Below are 22,803 nucleotides of genomic sequence, written 5' to 3' on the forward strand. Positions count from 1 at the left end.
ATGAGTATTCCGCATCGGCAGATTCGTGCCGTTTACGACGATAAAACCATTCGGGTTTATCAAGCTTATTCAGATGCAATTGCCGATAGTGCATTAAAGCATGGCTCTTTTGTTTCTCCGCCCTTCAAAATGGAGCGTATGACGTGGATTAAACCCTCCTTTCTTTGGATGATGTACCGCGCTGGATGGGGTAAAAAAGATGCAGGACAAAAACGGATTCTGGCAATCGACATTACCCGGGAAGGTTTCGAGTGGGCATTAACGCATAGCTGTCTTAGTCATTTTGATCCAGACATCTATGCGACTAAAGAGGAATGGCAAAAAATAAAAGAACAGTCGCCGGTGCGTATCCAGTGGGACCCGGAACGGGATTTGCTGTTGCAGCCGTTGCCGCATCGGGCGATTCAGATCGGGTTAAGCAAGGAGGCGGTGAGGCTCTACGTGAACCAATGGATTCGACGGATTACCGAGGTAACGCCATTGGCTCACGACATCCGCTCGCTCGTTCAAGAAGGCAGGCTCGATGAGGCCAAGGCCAGGCTACCCTCCGAACGACCTCTCAATTTACATGTGAGTTAATCAGGAGTAGCTACATCAAGGGAGACTGCCACTTCCAAGGGTATTTCTAAATAGTTGACGCTGCCGTCTAGCGCGGGCTGTCTTTTGAGTTCATCCAGCACGCAAACCAACTCAACTCGACAACCTACCCGAAACAATTTTATGTCGGCCTTGTTGTTGACATAAATTCCCTCCATCCGTATCGAACCATCATCCAACAGCAAATCAATAGTGTTGTTTTCATCGCAGTTGTCCATCCCTGTTACGTATGCACGTTGGATGACGCCTGAAATGAACAGCAAAGGCATTTTGCGTTGCTCAATACTGGCCCACCATTGCGGTGACCCATAAAGACCGTACATTCCCTTTAGGCCCAATAGCGGCCTAGTAGTGTCAAGGGTAAGTGCTTGTGCTAGGGCAACATCCTTCGGATTATCCTTTAACGCCTGCGGCAGCGAATAGACCAACCTCATGGGAACGCTAACCTTATCCAATTGCAAAAACATCACTGGGACCCCTTAGGTAGTCTCACGAAATCTATGAGATTTTCATTAAAAATATCGAGAGCACGGCCTTGCCCCAACTGAGTGGTCATTTGACCTCCTTCCACCTTAAAACGTGCATTGGTTTGCATCCATGGGCCGTTTCGGGTAGACATATCAGGGAACACCACGCGCGCATCGCCTGGTGCCGCAATGCCAATTTCTTGAAGCTGCGCTGAAGTTCCCGGTTTAGTAGTGAGCCTAAATGTAATACCCCCATTTTGCGTATATTTACCGGAAGCGTATTCAAGCGAAGCAGCCGTGGAGGTTTCAGTGGTCGGTGGCAACCGACCGGTAAGCTCAAACTGCTTAGCCTGCCCAGGTGACATCGTTCGATACGTAATTTCATTACCAGCGGCATCAAATTCACGCACCGGACTTAACGGATTTGTTGAACGAGTATGAGGAATCCCTATTTTGTTTGGAACACCAACCCCACTGCCACTAGGCAAAACTTTACTCACCAAAGCGCCACTATACAAAGTTTCGAAAACAAACGCCATTTCCTGACTAAATGCTTTTTCGTTTCCGCTCTGGATTGATTTTTCTACTCTAGCCGAAAAATCAAAATATTTTTCGTTTAGCTCATTACTCCCATACCTACCTCTTGAAAAGCTGTACTTAGTTTGATTTTCAACCATTTTTATTGATGTATTTATATTTCTTATAGATCCCCATATTGCGTCACCCAAACTTTCTAAGTCTCTTGTAGCGTTGACTCCAGCCTGCTGTAGATTTAACGAACCCCGTTCTGCGGTTTGAAAAAATGCGTCAAATATATTAAATCTGCCGTCTCGGTTTGTATCGATTGCCAAACCTTTTACTAATTGAATGGCATTCAGAACCATCCCACTAGCTGTTACAAGCCCCATTAATATGTCGTGAACTTTGTTGTCACGGTTAGCTGTGTTTACCTTATTCGCCTCTGCCCTAACCGCATCAGCCTTCATAACCTCCTTATCCACTGGAAGATAGGCCATTGTTTCATCGCTAGGTAGATAGATCTGCTGACCAGTATTTATTCGATGCGTACTCTCTAAGTTATTGTACAATCGAATTTTTTCTAATTCAGTCGGATTACTCGTTCCTGCAATTCCGCTTAGAGTTTGACCTTTTTTAACAGTTATCAACTGCGGTGGTGTCTCTGAGTAATAGTTCATCCGACGCGCTCTTTCGACCGTCGGCCCAACCCTAAATCCATCTCTACCGATATAACGGGCCGGATCATCCAATCTAGCATTGTACGCCGCCAACTCCGCCGGATCATCCATGACATCGTTATAGAAAAACCCATCTACCGAGCCCATGTCATCATCATACAACGAATAATTGGAAGGTGTTACTTCTCCAAACTCGTTGTAATCCCAAGCTGTATTGGTTTCAACTAATTTCTTGATCAACTCACTGTTTCTTTGTTGGAGCTCTTTTTGCTGACTGGCTCCAATCTTACCAGCCAGGGCTCCGCCAATAGCATTCCCCAATGCTGATGCTGTTACGCTTGCCCACTGATATTGATAGTCGTCATGATGAAACCCTCGAACTATTTCTCCAACATACCCACCCATCATTGAAGTAGACAAATCCATGGCAAATTTTTGCGAGGCAAGGTTGGGATTATTTTTTAGATCGGTTTCTGTTGCTCCGATTGCATAAGTGACGGCACTAGCAGCAAAATTTGCCCACGAAAAATGATATTCGTCTCCATACACCAACTTGTTCGTTGCATAGTCAATCGCTTGCCGCCAAATGAAATTATCTACTCCCTCACCTAACCCTTTAGATGCCCCATAAGTAACCGCATTAACCACTCCCGATTTCACGATAGAACTGTAATCATAATGTTCGCGAAGCCCCATTTCCTTTTCCGCTATTTGTTTGGCTGCGGCTCCAGCCATTCCGGCAATGAGACCCACGACAAAATTATAAGCCGAAAAAGACGCGGTCGGCCCCATCAATTGGGTCACGACAACAACTACGATTGCTGCGATTATTATTGCAACAGCAATTTTCCATAAACTGGGGCGTTCCGGTTTTGGTGGATCAGGTAGTGTTGCTAACTGGCTACCAATAATTTCCAATGGATTGTATGGTACTACTGTGTCAGCTGAAAAGTGAGGTGTAGTCACTAGACTAGGGATTATGAGGACTTGATTTACACTTAACTCTCCTTCTAACTCCAAGTTGTTTGCGTCTGCCAGCAAATACCATAAACTTGCATCCCCCCAAATGGCAAATGCAATACTTTGAAGCGTATCTCCGCTTTTTACAACATAAGATCCAGTCCCTCCTATGCTATTTGCGGTAGATGTACTCACTGAGAAGTAGGGTTTAATTTTTTCTCCGGTATCCTCTATCCCGTCATTATTTACATAATAATAGTCTACATGAGCTGCTTCTTGTAATACCGAAACTCCACTGACATCTTTATATTCGTCCTTTTCAACAATCCGACCAAACGCGTTGTTGATAAACCGCCGCTCTACACCCGCGAGCTGGTCTCTAACTTTTTCGGTATTCCCAAATACATCGAACCAACTCTTAGAGAAACCGGTAGCCCAAGATGCGGATCTTCGGCTTTCTTTCAGTTGAGCTGCCCCCCAATATTCGTAGTAGTTATTTGTGCTTACATAGGGCTGCGTTATAGAGACCACACCCCCAAGGTCGTCATATTTTGTCGTGACCGTTCCTCTCTCATCTGCCTTGTATTGGCTGGGCTCGTAGTGTTTATAATAAATATCTGCGACCTGATATCCATCTAAGTCGTAAGCAAAATCGTGCGTGGCTTCTACAAAACGCTCATCGCTGAAGAACCGTATTAAATTACCGTTTACATCATAGCTACGCTCAAATGTCTCCCTAGCAACCCAATGTGTACCGGACCACCAATTATCTTTAATTACATTAGCTATATCACCCACTTCATTATAAATATATCTTTCATTAATATATTGATCCCAGACATTGGGGCCATCCTTATGAATTATTCTTGGTGGAGACCTCCATTTGATTTGCCCATTCGCATAGTACAATATTCTGTCCCAGTCATTTCCGTACTTTCCTTCTTTACCCTTATACATCCTATCCATACTATCGTATCGATATGAATCAGACCTCCGTTCCTTAACTGCCCCATCACCAAATACCACCGAGGTATGCATAGTTACATTTCCTCCCAAGTCGTAACCAAATGAAACGTATGCACTCGAAGTTCCCACGATACTGGATGATGTCTTTCTATTGCGCGCATCATACTTAGTCACAGTAAGCCGGCTATCACCAAAGTAATTCAATTCCTCCATTACTTTGTTACCGTTAATGTCATAATAATAGGTTTCATTGACGTTTTCGTCTTGTGAAACGTATCTCAATTTGCCATTATTCAGGTATTCATATTGTTTTGTTACTTCTATTCTGTGAAATGGTATAACTTCCGGAACATAATAACCGTTTGTGGAAATCTCAGGGATATAAAATGGCTGCTTAAGCCTACCAACATACTGAGGCCTTAAATCAGATTGCTCACCCTCACCCTGCAAATCCCCATCATCGCGCGTATTTGCCAATTCTTTGGTTAGCAACCCTGCTTCATTATATAGGTATCTATATGTTCTTCCGCCCAAGTCCTGGCTGTAACGAATTCGGCCAAGATGGTCTTTTATTTCCATACTATCCCAAACAACTCCTATAGGACCGAAAGCAGAGGTCTGGGTAATTTCATAACCCGTACCCAACTGAATACCATAAATATTTCTTTTGGTTCGCCCGTCATAACTTACTGATTTTGTTACTCGCCCCTTGCTATCATAGTATGTTTTGGCATAAGCGTTTTGCAAGGCATATTGAGAGTTTGTTTCTGTGATTCTGTTACCTACTTCATCGTAGGTATACAGATTTTTTCCTTTCTCGCCCGAGTACATGCCAAACACCGTAGGATGAGTTACTGTGATCAATTGGTTTTTCTTATCATACTCATACCAAGTCCGAACATTTATTTCATCCTCTTGGTAACGCTTATTCCCGAACACATCGTAACCGTATTGCTTCTCGCCACCATCGGCATGGTACTCCCCTACCAGGTTTCCAGCATTGTCGTATTGATAATATACGGAATTCCCTCTCTCATTTCTTTCACCAACCAGCACACCGGCTTCGTCATAATAGTGAAATTTTTCAGGATAGACTGCTCTATCAACTGCAGGATATGGACCTTCAAGAGACACGCTATCTACCGCGGGATAAATGGTGCTTATTACATTACCCTTTTTATCGTGCACATATTGAGTTTCGTTACCATAGCCATCGATCGAGGCTTCTCTTTCTCCAAAAGCATTATAAACATATGTTCTTACCGATCGCCGGCTGCTTAAACCCGCCCCGATTAACTCAAAACCCTTGATTTCGGGAAGATGCTCCAGGAGCACCAAAGCTTCAGTTTCTGATGGGAATACGTAGGTATCAACATATTTTTGGGTTTTATAAATGGCACCTAGAAGATATATAGCTTCTAACGCATCAATAGGAACACTAGAATAATTTACCCCTGTGTAATCTGGAATAGGCAAGCCGTTTTGAGTGTAATTTTTACTTAAGATTTTTGCAAAACTTATATAGTAGCCTGACATGGGTTCGCTGAAAAGAACATCGTCTGCCTGAACTTGATAATCCACCACGTTTGCTGTCAATACCGATGGGGAAAATTCACCTGTTCGAAGATTGGTAGAATTATAGATATACTCGCGCTTATTCAAAGCTCCAGAAAGACTCAAGACACTATCTAAAGGTAAATACCTTAATGTTTTACCAACTCCCGACAGGATAGAGACGTCAATAGAACCAGATTTAATTTCCGCGGAAAGATTATTATTTTTATCATAAAAATAAACTGTATCAGCGCCTTCGTTGTTTGTCCGGATAATCCTACCTAGCCTATCGTATTCGTAATATACTTGACTGTAGGTCTCGTTTACCGTTTCTTGTCTACCAGTACCTTTTTCAACAACTTCTCCGAACGCGTTATATAATACATACTCGCGATTACCTTCGTCGTCAACTACTGCAACTCTTCGATTAATTTTGTCATATTCGTATCTACTACTGACGTTTTTCTCGAAGCCATCCGCATCAGTTACTTTCAGAGAACGCATAACTACATTACCAATACTGTCGTAGTAGTAATTGATCACATTCCCATTTTCGTCTATTTCCCTTATTTTGTTGCCGCCCTGGTCATACTCATACCCTACTACGTGCTGTTCTCCGGCCCTTGCATCCATCTCTGTACTTGATACTAATTCATTCAACCCGTTATAACGGTTTTTAACAATCTTTTGATTTAACATTCCTGTATAATCCCGAAAGATTGGATCCAATCGGAACATCTCATTATTAAAGGCATCGTACCGGTATCGGGTTACCGCCCCTTTTCCGTCTTTTTGTAAAACCACATTACCGTTACCGTCATAAGCAATCTCAGAAACGACGTTTTGAAGTTGCCGTCCTAGTCTAAATTCGTTACCTGATGCATCCCCTACGTACCTAGAACTGTATATTTCAAATCTATCTGACAAAGTACCATTGGCAGATATTGTCAAAAACGTTCCATCTCCTAACAATGTAGTACTATTCCTTAACGCATATTCCGTAGTTACATCTGAATTATTTTCACTCTCCGAAAACGGAGCATCATCTATCCGCCAAAGATTTACCGTGTCATTGGGGTTGTAATAGGCGGAAAACATTTTACTACGTACCTCGTAATTCGCCGCCACATTAAGAGTATTCCTAGTTATCGCCTGGTTTTGCAACCAGGTTATCAAAATTTCGCCAGACTCTTTCTCGCTAAAGCCAACATCACGCACGTCGCGCACTTCCCGGTGGAAGCCATTCCCATCATCCCCTCTCAACAAGTCTTCTGATAATTCTAATGCTGCATCATTAAACTGTCCGCGTGCTGCAAATACCCCATATCCATAATAATTAGTAACGGGATCGCCTTCCCATGTATAGTTTTTACCATACACTACTATTATTTCACCATTCTCCGTTATTTTTACCTGACCACCGGCGAGCAAGTAGTTAATATCCGGGGATTCTGTGATGTTTATTAATTGCAACCATTGATTTGTAGAGAAATCGAAGCGATTCAACTTAAGATAATCTATCCCACCGACATTCTCTTTCCATACTAAAACCAATTGTCCACTTTTATTCATATCTACAGACATAATAGTTGCATATGCAGGGTCTACATTAGGAACTGCCCCCCCGGACCATCCGGTAGCAGTATTTTTCATATAGAAGATTCGATCACCTCCCAAATTTGAATCCATAGCATATACAACAACAATGCTCCCCTTCCCGTCAGACTTTAGATCCAAAAATTTGATCTTTTCACCTGTAGCATGAAGAGCCACAAGCGTGCCCCAAGACTCCTCACCTGCAGCCTTAAACCTTAACCTTATCTGATTACTGGATGTAACCCAAGCTAGGTGCATATCCCCGTTGTCTGATAACTCTACGTCATAAGACTTATAGTTTTTTATACCACCCACCGCAATTGGGCTGATGCCTATTACTGAATCTAGCCCCCAGCTACCATCTACATTTCTAACTTTTTGTTTAATCTTACCTTCAGTTGGATGAAATTCTTCCCAGAATAGCAATAGGTTCTGTTCAGAATCGAAATATATTTCCGCATCTTTTAACGTGACACTAGAGTGATGAACCACTTCCGCCTCTGCCCAAGTGTTAGTTGTAACATCGTATTTTGCCAGGTATATATTGTATTGATCCGTCCAAACGCCGTACGTTTCCCCGGTTATACTGGTCGCGATGACAGGTTTGGACGTCGTAGATTGGTAGTATTCAAAGCCTGTACCCGACCCTGTGTATACGTTGTGCCCCAATAGATCCAGCTTCTCTTCCGGCGACCAACCTGAGATATTATCAATATGAATACTTCCTGGGCTGGTTGCTTGGGCAACTTCCAAATCAATATAGGTTTCGCTAAGCAATTGATTCCGCCGGTTGTATGCGTATTCTGACACCCTATCTTCTGGCGAAGTGAAACTACGCTCCATGATTGTTTTAATTTCTTGATATCGCCTGTATTCACTTATGTAGTTAATCGAAGTTGCATATTGCTTCATCTCTCTCACATTACCGAAACCATCATAGTCCCAATAAATCACCGATTTTTCTTGATTAACCGTTGCTCGTCGATTCCCTGATTCATCGTAGAAATGATATACCTTGCCTCCCTTAGCGTCTGTTTCAACAGTCAGGTTTCCATTTCTGTCATAACTTTTTTGCTCTACAGCCTTATCAAGACCGGAGTCACCTTCCATTTCATGCTGCCAAGCGTATTGCGAACTGACCTTCACCAAACGATTGCTTGCATCGTAGTAGAATCCCGTTGACCGGTACTCTCCCACACCCCATACATCAGCATTAGAATCTTTTAATAGATCCCACAACTCACTTTCCGATGTATAACTTATAGGCGTATCGTAGACCCTATACTCAACCATATTCCCTATTGGGTCGTATTTATAGCGTCTTACGTATCCTTCTCCGTCAACAGACGCCACCTTTTTACCCATCTTGTCGTAATAGGAATAAAAGGTATTTCCGTTTCCGTCCACTTCTCTAATAAGATTATTATGCAAGTCGTAATTCTGAGTCTTAGTTGGGAATAACCATGTGTTTGACAGTGACTCTTTGTTAACTACATTTCGGAAAATAAGATCGTCACCGATTACTTCAAACTCACCCTGCACTCTTCCAAGCGAACTCAAACTCGACGAAAAATATTCCGCAACATACCCATGTATACCTTCTTCCAGCTCAGAGACATTAAACTCGTTAACCTCATACTCATCAAATGACGCCACAAACGATCCATCGGCGTTCTTCGTAAATAGTAAATCTTTAGCTAAATTAAGTGCTGAACTATCCCAATGTCTAAATTGAATATGTTCTGTGCCGTATGGAACATTGGATATTCTAAGGTTTTCTGTAGTAGGCTTACTATGAACTGCTCTATAGGGCTGACTCCCGGACCAACTATAATAGCTATTCAATCTCGAAATTTCTTCGAAAGAAGAGGTTGAACCATTAATTATTTCTTTACTCAAAACTATGGAAAACGGCGTAACTGAGTTGAACACATCTCCAGTAACAGTTGAAAAACTTATCTGATTATTATCTGTGTTGGCTACAAATTGTTTTGTACCTAACAACGTGCCATTTTGATACCAATCAATTTTCATATTAGAATTACCCAGCCTTTTCATCTTTGACCAAGTAATAGTCGCATCAATTGACGCAATAGTTGCGCCAAATATACTCGACCTCGTCGCGCTAAATGTCGCCTTCAGTCCACGATCAATTACGGAAGAAAATTCGGCATATGTATTCCTTACCGTTTTGTTGAAACTTGCCACCGCAGGCAAAACTTCACCCACCACGTTCCCAGATTTGTCATACTTGTAAAACGTCGACCTTGAATCACCAAAGGTTATAAGCCCATCCTGTTTCTCTACCAAATTGCCGACCGCATCATACTTATATTTTGCATCGTCAATAGTCCCCGTGGAAGCAACAGACAATCGTCTATTCTGGCCGGCACGAGTTTTCCATAGCGCATACACTTTTCCAGTATCATTCACCGAAATCTTAGCACCTTCATGAGTCTCATACGCCGCCACTTCTATTGGAGCATGAAAATAGCGCCAGCCTTCACCCGGTAGATTGTAGTAGTTGGCTAACATTTGGCCTTGAGAGGTTTCTTTTATAAATGCTAAAGCAAACCCCTCGTTTCCATTATTGGCCAGATCTATCTCGACACTGTGTAAACTGCTGGAAAGCATAAGCTCACTGCTTTCCAGCACCATGTTCCTATCGTAAACATTTATCGTGTTATCGTAGATACTGTTTACACTGTCATAGTTTTGCCAGAGCACAGCGACCCTACCGTCGAAATCCACGGCCAATTTGACTGAGTCAGTTGAGTTGTATATAGACTGTTGCTCGACGAGAGTGAAACTTTCCCAACTTTTCGAAAGCGCCCCAAATTTGTGCAGCACTAAATCATAAGAAACCAAATCCGCATTAAGCGCTTTAGCCAACAGATAGTAATTTCCTGAATGGTCGACTTTGGCAGCCAATTGGCTTCCGAAAGGAAACTCATTTTTTGTGTTCGCCAAAGTAGCTGGGCGTGTCCACTGGCTAGAGTTGAAGTAACTGTATTTATAAGTAATATCGGAGACATTGTTATTCGTTATGCCCCATATCACCATTGCTGTACCGTATGAATCTGCTAATACTTTCACATCTGAAACTGCTTCGCCATTCCCTAATTGGTAGCCAATTGTTCCAAAATCGGTCCATATGCCATTTTGATCGCATTTATACAGCTCTAGCCCCGTACTAGTTCTTAGTGCGGCAATAAATTCGTCCCCAAACTGGGTCAAGCTTACATCGCGCGTTTCGTATTCAGTTAAGAATTGAAGGTCTTGCCAACCTTCGCCGAGTTTGTAGATTCTAGAGTAGCTGTAACCAGTACCTCGCCAGACCGCTAATACATTACCATTATTGAATACCGAAACATTAACGTCCATCGTTGGCCTTTGTGCGATACTCCCAAATCCACCAACATTTTCCCAGCCAATGCCCGGCGTGTATAACTGAGTCCGAACCCCACCGGCACCGCTTCCCAGTTGGTACAATGCCATGACTTTTCCATTACCTAAGGATATTGTCTGGTAGTTGTATACATCATATTGCTCCAGTACTTCTGCGTCTGACCGGACACTTCTGGAATTAAAACCTACAGCTTTATCTACTATTTTGTTACCAACTGCATCGTACTCATATTGGAATATATTTCCGTTTTTGTCGGTCCTTTCTATTTGGTTACCCACCGCATCGTATTTGTAATATTCCGAATAACCTTCGGCATCAGTTGTGGATACTTTTCTATTGTTAATATCGTAGTCAGCGTAGTTGTGTTGGTCTTTTATCGGGTCGCGAAGGATGTACACACCGTACGACGGAGCCGCGTCTACTATCTGAGGTTTAATATTAGGGCTCGCATAGAAATAGGTCCGACCAACTTCAACAGCAGTATTGGCATAAGCAATAGTTTCAACTACATTACTGTGTGCGTCATAAGTAGTTTCCGTCGCGTAGCCCCTCGGGTCAATACGTAAACTTTCTCGACCCAGATTGTCGTAATACACAACAGAAAAGGCACCATTGGGATCCTTGATTTTAACGATATTCCCGAACGCATTGTAATCCGTTACCGTATTAGCCCCATTGGGCTCATAGGCGGCTGTCTTTCGGTTTAATGAATCGAATCGCTGTTCGAAAGTGTATTCTGAAGAAAGTTTTTCTATTTCGGTTTCCGTTAACTCAGAAACATTACCATTTCTGGAATCGCCCGCGTACTTTGCTCTCGTTGGTCTTAGCGAAAATGACGCACCTGTATTGCTGTCCACTTCCGTTTGAAAACCACTCAAAAGAGACCCAGGAGTTAGAGTTGTGTTAAACTTTGCTTTCAGCTCATCTGCAACCCCCGTATCTCCATACATCACAAGCGCCACTGTCTCCCAAGTATCGTTAGGACCCACAACGTAGGTTCCGGAATTCGGAACCGTGAATCCCAACTCGTAGCGCTGCTGCAAAGCCCATTCGGAATTTGAATTTATGAGTGCATGGACCCGCGGATCATAGACTCGAATTTGATTGCCAAATGCGTCGTACTCAAATCGAGAGGTGGACTGTTCCGGCTCGTTAAAAGCAAAGGATTCTTCGACTACCTGTCCCAGAATATCAAACTCTCGGCGCGTGACTCTATAATCGGCAGTACCATATGCCTCGATTGTGTCTGTTTGGTTACCAAATACATCATAGTTGTATTTAGTAATTGGTCCGGGCAGCACCTGGTTGTTGGAGTTAACAATCTCTGGATCCTGCCTAGTAACTACCTGACCTAGAGCATCAAAGGTAAATTTTTCGACGATATCCCCCGACACAGGATCGTTATCCACAGTCAACTCGACCGGAAAAAACGTGATTGTGCCGTTTTCCACCAGAAACTTTCCTGAGTAGATTTTGTACTGGTGAGTCAGCTTATACTCATAAATCCCTGGAGCAAAGTCATAGCCCTCCAGTACATATTCATTGTTGTAAACAGTAACATTTTTAGATAGGTAAGATGATTGCCCCCCTTCCGGTCGATATTTAAATTCTCCTTCGGGGTAAATACTTAGATTGGTTATATTTACGTTTACATCAAGGATACTGTTTATATTTGCTAAAAAGTATGGGTTACTGGTATTTATTGTAATCGGCAAAACAGCGGCGCCATCCAACACTGTTATGCCATAAAACTGTTGTGAGCGGATTTGAGTATTCCCAAATGCGTCCCGTCCTTCATAAGTGATACTAAAATCTGCCACACCAACAAACGGTATCCCCCAGTCCAGAGCAATCTGCAAAGAACCTACCCACGCTGAACCGTCCCAAAAGGGTTGCGAATATACCCCTACGTACGGACTAACGAATGGAGCAGTATTCCTTATTGATAGAAGTCCACCCGTTTTTTCGACATGATTTCTGTGCTCAACCACATCCCCAAGAGCATCATATTTAAAACTTTCGGCATAACCTTCGCCATTGACAGCTACCAATACCCGTCCTAGTGCGTCGTACCGCTTATGACTAACACTTCCATTACCATCGGTTTTTTGGACCATATTTCCATTGGCGTCATATCCATATAATTCACTGTACTGTTCGGGCGAACCCAAGGCACTTACCTTTTCATACAGCCGACCGGCACTGTCATAGCGGAATTCTGTGACTTGGTCTTTTCCTGCGCTCACAGAAACCCGCTGAAGCAATGCGGCTTTTACTTGCGTTCCTGTGACCACACTCACTTGTTGCAGAGCTGTTAAAGTTGATGGATTTAGTGCATCGTTGTGACGAATATTCCTAAAGAGTCGACCGTTGTTATCGTAAATGCTATGGGTAACGTATCCCATAGCATCAATGTTATAGGAGAGCCTCCCGGCTTTATCTTGAACATTCAATGCATAGCGATCGTTGTTCGAAGTGTTTGTTTGAAAGAATGCATCTAGATCAGCTTTCGCATTGGCGTTGTTGTCCAGATCGAATGGATAAGGATAATTGGCCCCATACTCTACCGTTGCTGAAACATTTCCATTATCGTCATATCTATACGCTTTAACATATCCTAAGGAATTAATGTTATAAACCAGTCGATTGGCCTTATCATAAATATTGCGCGACTGTCTGTTCAGCCCTACATCAGTAGAATTAGCTAAAGCAGATGTCGGCGTGGTGGACATATATATTCCATTCAATTCACCATAGTAGATACTGCTAAAGCCGAATTTTAAGTGTAAATTACCACCTCCCTCGATAATTTCGTATATTGTATTACCTACAGTTGACTCTGTTTTCTCACTTCCCCAAGAGGAAGTTTGCGGGTCATACCATCTGCTATAAATTTTCGATCCCTCCTTCCATGCCAAAAAGATCTCTCCATTGTCCCTAATGTGGGCCTTCATATAGTCCAACGGTATTCTTCCAGTCGTGACTATTACAGGATTCAATCTTGTACCATTTGCAAGAACCGTTTGTACTTTTAGTTGACGTTCTGCTTCCCCACCGATTACTACAATATCAACCCACGCAAGCACGGAATCTCCATTGGCATTAATACTAATTGCGGAAGATACTATTTCTCCTAATGAATCAATAGACCAAACACCGTTTGTAGACTGACCTAATTTAGTGTTGTACGGCGAAACCCAAAGCATTACAGACTTACCATTTTCACTTACATCAAGCGAAACAATACCTACATAGTCACTAGTGTCCAAAAGATCGGGGGTGTGCTGCCAACCCGACGAAGTGGTGTATCTAAGTGTTTTTAAGGAATATTCCAGGGTTAAATTGTAGGGATCGTACGGATCAGAGACTTCTACAACTTCAGTGAATGCCAATACGAATTCATCTTTAGAACCGGCACTCATAAATCCTGACGGACCAACTCCACTATATAGAAGCTCTGCGTTTCCGCTCCAGCCCGACGCCAATCGATACACACGCGAATACAATGATGAACCCTGCCACCAAGTAAACAACACGTCACCATTGGAAAACGATTGAATTTCGGGCAAATGGGCTGCGCCAGTTGTGACTTGAACAGGATCTTTACTCCATTCACCCGTCTCTGCAGTGTAAAGAAACAAAGCATCATCAGCCAATTTTGAAACGGCATTGTATCCAGCGATTAAAATATATACGTTCCCTGCTTGGTCGATTTCTAACTCATAACGATTCAGCCCCGAGTACATAAATTGTCTTGCGCTCCAGCCGGTAACAGAGTCGTATACTTTTGAATACACATTGGCGACACCACTCACGTATTCCACCCACGCCATAGCACCCGAACCTGAATTGTTATATACAATTCTCGGCGATTGGCGACTCACACGCTCCTGGGAAGTAATACCGTGTTCATTGCTTGCCAACACATTTCCAAAAGCATCATAGGTATATTCCGTCACCGTACCTAAGGCATCGGTTTCCGCAATCATGCGATTGTTGGCATCGTATTGGTATGTGGTTATTCGGTGTTCCACATTCGCTAAATTCATTTGCGTTATCACATTGCGGATTGCCGTGACATCCATAGCCGCAAAATCTGCAGACTCTACCCGCGCTCCGTATTCGATCGTCGCTTCCACATTGCCGCGGGCATCGTATAAGTTTTCCTGCAGTATTGCTGCGCCTGCTTTTTCCATGCTCAAGGTAAAGATTAAGCGTTGGTTGTTGTCGTAGTAATATCGAGTGTCTTTATCCGTGTTTGCGTTGGGATTAATGATCAAATCGGCTTCGACCAGTGCTTGTTGCACGGCGGGGAAGCCGCTGGTGCTGATAGCCGTTGCATAGGAGATACCGCGGGTAAGGTTACCCGCATTGTCGTATTCGTTATGAGTAACACCGCCTTCGGCATCGACACTGTAGATAAGCCGGTTGTCGGCATCGTAAATGGCACGCGTGGCGTTGCCTTCGCCGTCTACCGCAGTGATTTGGTTACCGCGGCGGTCGTAGTAGTAACTATTGGTGATTTTGAGGTATTCGACCCCTATCTCGCCCATATCGGGATCAACGATTTGGGTTTCTTTGCGACCCAGGGCATCATAGGTGTATTCGGTACGGACCACATCGGTGCGATCATCCAGGTAGCCGCCATTGCCGTCCGGGATGAATCCGGAGCCGTTGCGTTGTGAGCTCAGGCCTTCCTCCCGGCTTTGCACATTACCCGTGCCGTCGTAGCTGTAACGGGTAATCAGGCGCAAGCCTTGGGGATCGACAATGGTTTCTTTGACTCGACCCAGTTTGTCGTAGATGTTGAGGGTTTCTCGGTTTTCCGGGTCGGTGGTACTGAGTCGCTGAGTAATGGTGGTTTCGGTGATTTGCGCCGGTAAAGTTATGGCTTGGGCGTATTCCAGCACGCGTTCCACTTGCCCAAGATTGTTGAACTGGGTTTCGGTAACGTATCCTAAACTGTCAATGCTATAGCGCAAACGCTGGTCGGTGTCGTAGACGTAGTGGGTCTCTTGGTCTTGACTGGGTTTGGGGGTAATACTGATGTCCGTGGTGTTAACGATCAGTGCCAAACTATCGATATTGTTTAAGGGGTTGGCGTAACGAACGGTGTGGATTTGTTGGCCTTCGGCGTTATACTCGCTGTGTTGTACGCCGCCTTCGGCATCGACTTTGTAGATGAGTCGATCGTGCTCATCGTAAATGTTGCGGGTGATATTTCCGTTAGCATCGACAATGGCGACGACGTTGCTGTTTTCGTCATAGTGATATTCAGTGGTGATACTTAAGGGAACAGCACTGGAGTATGGGGTTCCCGCCGGGTCGACGATTTGTTTTTTAAGACGTCCCAGTTTGTCGTATTCGTATCGGGTCAGGCTGGCATCGGTGCTGATGTCGGTGTACAGTCCCGTACCTGCGTTATAGCTTTGGCTTAAGCCGGTAACTACGGTTAAGGTATTGCCTTGGCCGTCGTAGGTGAAGCGAGTAACGAGACGCAGGCCATCGGGATCTACGATGGTTTCTTTGACTTGGCCGTTGGCGTCAAATACGGTTTCGGTGGTGCGGGCATCAACGCTGCCGAAAGCTTCGATTACGCGCACGGTACGACCGATTCCATCGTATTCAAATTGAGTAACAATATTCAAGCCATTGGGATCCACCGTACGGGTTTGCAGACGATTGGCGCCGTCGTATTGGTAGCGCACGACGTTGTTGTTGGCATCGGTGGTTTCATATAGCCGGTTGTGTTCGGTGCCGTTGTCATATTGATTCGTTTGACTGACGATTTGATCCGGCATGCCTTGGGCTTCGGTGACTTGTGTGAGGTTACCGTTCAGGTCGTAGTCGTATTGGGTGATGATGTCTTCACCACCGACGTCTTGTTTAATTTGAAAAGTTTGACCGTGAGCATTGAGGGTGGTTTTGGTTTCAATCCCTTCCGGGGTAACCACGCTAAAGCTGTTTTCGGTGTCGTTGTAGCTGTATTGGGTCATGTTTTGCAGGGCATTTTGCTGGGTCAACACACGACCAAAAGCATCATAGGATGTGATGCGGGTGATGTTACCCGGTTCGGTGATTTGGATGACCCGTCCCAGCTTGTCGTAGGTCACGTTAGTGAGTTGGCCTTTGGCGTCAGTGCTGGTGTCGACGCGACCGAAGGCATCGTATTGGGTGTTGTTGTGCAGATTGAGTCCGCCTAGTGCGCTGTCGCGGTAGCTGTCGGTGAGCAGGCCGCGGCGGTCGTAGCGGTGGGTGGATTGGACGCTGTTGGCGTTGGTCAACGCACTGCCGGGGTCTTTGAGTTGTTGTTTCTGCGTTTCTACTTCGCCAAAGGCGTTGTATTGGAATTCGCTGCGATAGGTGTTGCCGTCCAGGGCGCTTTTGATCTGGCCGCGCAGGTTGTAGCTTTGTTTGTTGTGTTGGTCGGCTTCGTGGGCCAACGGTTGGATGTTGGCCAGTATGAGGCTGTTGAGCAGGCCTCCGGAGGCAGCGGTTACGGTATTTAGGGCAGCGGCACTTAACCGATTGACGTAAGCGATGGTTTCGGTGATCTCGCCGTAGTTATTGTATATGGTTTCTTTGACTTCGCCTTCGGCGTTAACGCTGTAGCGTAATTGGCCATCTTCGTTGTAGTAAAAGTAGCTGGTGTTGCCCCATTGATCGGTTACACTGGTGCGACGGCCTTCGCTGTCGTAGGCGTAGGATTCGCCGTATTCAGCCCACAGCGCATCGATTTGGGCTTGGGTGGGAGACACTAGGGCGTCCAGGGCTTGTTTACCCTGCGCGGCCAATGTTCGGATCAGTCTGCCTTGTAAATCGTATTGGGAGACGCGGGTTCGGGCCAGGTTTTGGTCTAGGCCCCCAACGGAGCGGGTTTCTTCGATGAGATTACCGACGCTGTCGTAGGTAAACTGCGTTGTTACGCCTTCGGGGTTGGTACTGGTTGCCAATTGATTGCGGGCATTGTAGGTATAGCTAGTGATGCGATCGCTGATGATGCGGTTGTTGGCATCATACACGGGAACGGCATCCGGACGTACGTTCGCCAGAGTGGACGTTAGCGTAACGGGTTTGGCCAATCCTGCGTAACGGTATTCGGTTTCGAGGTTACCGGCGGCATCGTAAACGTATTCGGTGAGGTAGCCTTCGGCATCGACAGCACCCACTTTTTGGCCTCGAGCGTTATAAAGGGTGTAGTGGTGTTGATCGTCGGCATGGGTTCCCACGGAGGCGATTAACGCGACCAAGTTTGCGGGATCGGTGTTGATATCACCGCTGTATTGGGCTGCGTGGCCGTGAGTATGGACCAGTTGTCCGGCGGCATTGTATTGGAGTTGGGTAAGGTAGCCTTCTCCATCCAATGTAGCAATGAGTTGGCCGTTGTTATCATAGTAATTGCGGTTGATGCGATCGTGTTCGATATCGCGAGTCAGTAGAACCTCTATGTCTGCGGGTACGACGGTTTCGGTACTATGGAGAATCTGTATCGGGTTGTTGTAAGCGATGGTTTTGCTGACCTGACCCAGGCCGTTGTAGATGAGTTGGCTGACATAGCCTTGTTCTTTGAGGCCTTCGGGAGTTGTGACGTATTCGTCGGCCTGAAAAGTCATGACCAGGCGGTTGGCTTTGTCGTAGATGTTGCGAGTGACGCGGTCTAAAAGCTGGTCCTGGGCGCCACTGGTGGTATGGTTGAGGCCTAATTGTTGCAGAGTGATATCTGCAGGGCTACCATCGGCATTGCTGAGCAATGCCAATTGAGTCGGAGTTAGCGCAGTAGCATAATCGATGGTTTTAACCACATTACCGCCGGCATCATAAACGGTTTCTACAATGGTACCGTTGGCGTCGATAACAGCTACAGGACGATCTGCATCGTCATAAATGAGGTGTTGGCGCTCACCGGTGCTGTTTTGGGAGATGCGTAACTTGCCTTCGGCGTCGTAAAGGTATTGGGTGCTGGACAGGGTTTGATGCTCGCTCATGTTGTCCACATACATTTCGCTGACGGGATACCCTAGTGTTCCATAGGTGTACAACCGGGAGTTTACTGTACCGTAGTCGGTAAGCGTTTGGTGATTGACCCAACCACTGGCCCGACTTTTTCCTTTTTCATAGACATATAGAGTGGTACCACTGTTGTCCGTTTCCAATTCGACAATGTAAGTGGTGTTATCTTGGATAGCGCCCAAGTAATCGATTTGATAGCTTAGATCGGCCCGACGATAATGCACATATAAACCATTACCGATAAAACGCGCATAGTGGCGTCGAAATAGATTGTCAGCTGTTGATCGATTATTATCGATACCGGCCATTAGATATCGACCGCTGCTGGTGGCCCCCGTAGTCACTTCCATGCGAAAGTCAATACCATCAGAAAACTGGTGTATAGCACCTCTAAGGTTGGGCCACAGACCGGTGGGATTGTCGAAAGTCTTGGTGACCAATCGACCGTCCCTGACTTCCATGTGGGCAGGGTTATTCAAACCACTACCTACCAAACCGGAGGCATCCACACTAAAGTCCTGTTCCCACAACGGGGTGCTATCGGTTCTACTTAGCTGTCCCGCCGTATCGTAGTAATTGGTTGTCATCAACCCGTTAGCAGCTACACTGTGTACGCGATTGTTCTCATCGTCGTACGCTGCAGTGGTTATATTGGGCGTGACGTTATTCGTTATTTCCTGTGCGTCACGTGCTGCGGTGGTTTGAAGCAGACGTGACAAACCGTCGTATTGAAATTCGGTAAGGTGATCAGCCAATGTTGCGCTGGCCACGCCACGCGGATCGATGCTTTGGATTAAGTTACCCGCTTGGTCGTAAATAAAATGTGTTGTGGCTTTGCCAGCTGGTTCACCGTTACCGGAGACATTCACTTGCGCGTAAGTACTGCTGGCGATTAAGTTGCCACGGAAGTCGTAATCAAATTCGCTTAACTGGGTTTTGCTTAAATCCCTTGCGGGGTCTGTGGTCCAGGCAGTTAACTGTGCCAAGGTCGGCACTTGATCTTGGGTCAATCCGCTCACATTGTAGCTATCGTGGGTAAACACTCGTGTGCGCGTTAACAAACCGGTGGCGCTATAATCGTTTTCGGTGACACGGCCCTGTGGACTCAGGGTAATACGCAAATGCCCTTCGCCATCGTAGATGTAACGGGTGGTTTGGGCTTGGCCGGCTTCATTGATGTCGTTCTGCAGATTGGTATCTACCTGGGCGTATTGGGTTTCGGTTTGCAGACGGTTCTCGGGTGTATAGGTGTACGTAACGGTGTTGCCTTCGGCATCTTGGCGTTGCAAGAGGTTACCGTTGTCGTCATAACGATAGTTAACGGTGTTGTTGCCATCGCGGGTTTGGTACAAGTCGCCCGCCGCGGTGTAGAAGTATTCTTGGTTTTCGATGAGCTGACCGGTACGGCTGAGGGTTTCCCGTGAGCTGAGATGGTTTTGGTCGTTCATTTGATAACGCACTTGGGCGCCGGTGGCGTCGGTCACGGTGGTGACATAAGCCGTGCCGTCGACCAGGGGGACTCCGGCTCGGGTTTGGGCACCGGCAGTGTCGCGCACCTGAATGTTACTGAACCAGGTGGGGGTATTGCCGGAGGTGAACGGTGCGATGCTACCGCTGGTGATGGGGGTGTCGTCGAAAACATTGAAGATTTCGGTATCGTCAATGCTCAGTACGATGTGATCACCGGTAACAGCAACATTGAGGCGATAGGCTTGGTTCTGATTGTAGGTGATACTGTCTTCGGCTAATACGGTAAAGGTTCCGTTTTCCACTTTGACTATGCGCCGGTAGTTGCGTGATTGATCCCAGGAGAATCGGTAATAGTTGTTGCTGTCTTGGACCCGAAACATGAAACCCATGGCGTCGTTGTCGCCTGACATGAGGTCCACTCCCACCTCATAGTCGGTCCATGCGGTTCCGCCGTCATAGAGCACATAGCTGCCTGGTGTTTGCAGTGTGGACAGTCCGCTGTAGATGTTGGAGTTTTGCGCCAGCACACCATTGCTGATGGTCCAATTGGAGGGATCGCTGGTGGTGCCTTCGTCGACGATACTCCATCCGGTAAAGCTGCCGGAGGCGAAGGGGTCGCTGAGCAGGAGGCTGCCGCTTGCTCCGGTCTGCACGGTGAGTTGTAAGTCAGCCGTGGCACTGAGTCCGCCGCTGTCGGTGGCCGTAATCTGGATGCGGTTGTCTTGAGCGACCGCAGCGGTGGGCGTACCACTGAAGGTTAATGTATTGGCATCAAAGCTGAGCCATGTGGGCAGTGGTTTGCCGTCAGCCAGTTGAGCGCTGTATGTGAGGCTGTCACCGGCATTGGGGTCTGCGAAGGTGTCTGCTGCCAAGGTCAGGTTAAAGGGTTGATCAACCAGTGCGCTTTGGGGATCAATGGCGCGATTAACATACGGGGCCACATTGGCGGTGAGTATTTCGCTGACTCGCAGTCCACTGAAGACGGTGGGCGTATTAGCAAAGGTGTAAAGCGCGACACTGCCGGCAGCAATGGGGGTGTTGTCCACGACATTAAAGATTTCGGTACCGTCGATGCTAAGGCGGATGCGATTGCCTTGTACGGTGATGCTTAAGTGATAGGTGGTATTTTGTGTAAACGGAACGGTGTCGCCGATGATTTGGGTAAAGACACCGTTTTGTTTTTTGACGATGCGGCGATAGGGATTGGATTCGTTCCAGCCAAAGCGGTAGTAATTGTTGTTGTCCTGGGCGCGAAACATAATGCCCATGCCGTCGTTGTCGCCGGAGCGAATATCCACTTCGACGGTGTAGTCGGTCCAGGCATTGCCGCTGTTATAACGCAGGTAGCTGCCGGGTTTGATGAGGTCACTGGCGCTTAAAGTGCCGCTGTAGATGTTGGAGTTTTGGGTGACGACGCCGTTGTTGGCGACCCAGCCGGAGGGCGCGCTGGTGGTGCCTTCGTCCACCACGGTCCAGCCGGTGAGCGTGCTGTCGGCAAAGGCGTTGTTTAGTAACACGGCGCCGCTGGGTGGCGCGGGCGGTGCAGTGCTCGTCGTTAAGGGTGCCAGACTGTAATCAAAGGTGGTGGTTTTTCCGTTACCGTCGGTGTAGGACTGTAACCACCAGTCGCCGGGGTCGCCTTCGACATAGTTGAAGCTGATGCTCGTACCGTCACCCTGGGTAATGCTGGCGATACGATGGCTATTGCCATCGTAGGTGTAGGTGGTGACGTAGGTGTGCCCGTTGACGCTGTCGTAAAGTGTATCGCCATCTCGGTCCACCAGGGTGAAGTTTTTGTCTTCGGGGGTAAGGTCAACAATAACTTGCACCAGGCGATCCTGATGGTCGTAGCCGTATTGGACTCGGCTGATCCACAGTTCATAGGTGCTGCCACCGTCGCTAAGGGTTGTGGCTAAACCGGTAAGTTCCAGCCCGGTTCTGAGGGTGACATTGCTTTGTTGGGTTTGCAGGGCGCTTGCTACCGTGGCGCTGCCATAGAGGCGCAGCGCCAGATCGGACCAGCTTTCGCCTTCTCTGACTACGGCTTTGGTACTTTGGGTTTGAATGGATTGCAGGTTTCGCTGGGTGCTGGTGGATAGGGGGTTGTCGGTGTACTCAAAGCGAATGGTTTGTCCGCTGGCGTCTTGGATTTGGGTAAGCAGTTCTTGGTTGCCAATGGTGGTGTAGCTGTAACTGCGGGTGTTGCCGTCGGCATCACGGGTTTGTTCCAGACGGCCGTTGCTGTTATAGACTTCGGTGAGTTGGCTGCTACCGTCGTTCCAGGTCCATTGGCCCGTGCTGTAGGTCATGAAATCGTGAGCGCCATCGCCGTCGGTACTAACGTATTTTGTCCCGTCATAGTTAAAGATTGACTCGGCGCCATCGCCGTTGCGGCGGGCGACGCTGGAACCGTTGCTGTTGGGGGTACCGTTAAAGTCAAAAAGGCGTTTGTGGACACTCAGTTGCCAGTTGTCGCCGTTGTCGTCAACGAATTTCCCCCGGCTGTTGTAGGTGCGGATGAGGTTGGTGTCGATGCCTAAGGTTTTGAGGTATTCGTCCTGGCCGCGGACCACCAGGT

The 22,803-nt window shown here is 46.5% G+C and carries 3 protein-coding genes; 1 reads left to right on the top strand and 2 read right to left on the bottom strand.

Annotated features, from left to right (window positions below):
* A complete protein-coding gene (locus tag OEY58_22235; GenBank protein ID MDH5328173.1) occupies positions 1-579 on the top strand; it encodes a DUF4291 domain-containing protein in 579 nt (192 codons plus the stop codon).
* Here the strand turns inward: OEY58_22235 and OEY58_22240 are convergent.
* Positions 576-1,064 (bottom strand): hypothetical protein, encoded by a 489-nt coding sequence (locus OEY58_22240; GenBank protein MDH5328174.1) that lies wholly within the window; start codon positions 1,062-1,064, stop codon positions 576-578. The two genes, OEY58_22235 and OEY58_22240, sit on opposite strands and share 4 nt — an antisense overlap.
* On the bottom strand, positions 1,064-22,534 hold the full coding sequence (locus tag OEY58_22245) for a putative Ig domain-containing protein (GenBank protein MDH5328175.1): 21,471 nt from the start codon (positions 22,532-22,534) through the stop codon (positions 1,064-1,066). The genes OEY58_22240 and OEY58_22245 overlap by 1 nt, the downstream gene beginning before the upstream one ends.
* Positions 22,535-22,803: the final 269 nt, after the last annotated feature.

The sequence above is a fragment of the Gammaproteobacteria bacterium genome (genome assembly GCA_029882975.1).
Classification (GTDB): Bacteria; Pseudomonadota; Gammaproteobacteria; order SZUA-152; family SZUA-152; genus JAJDNG01.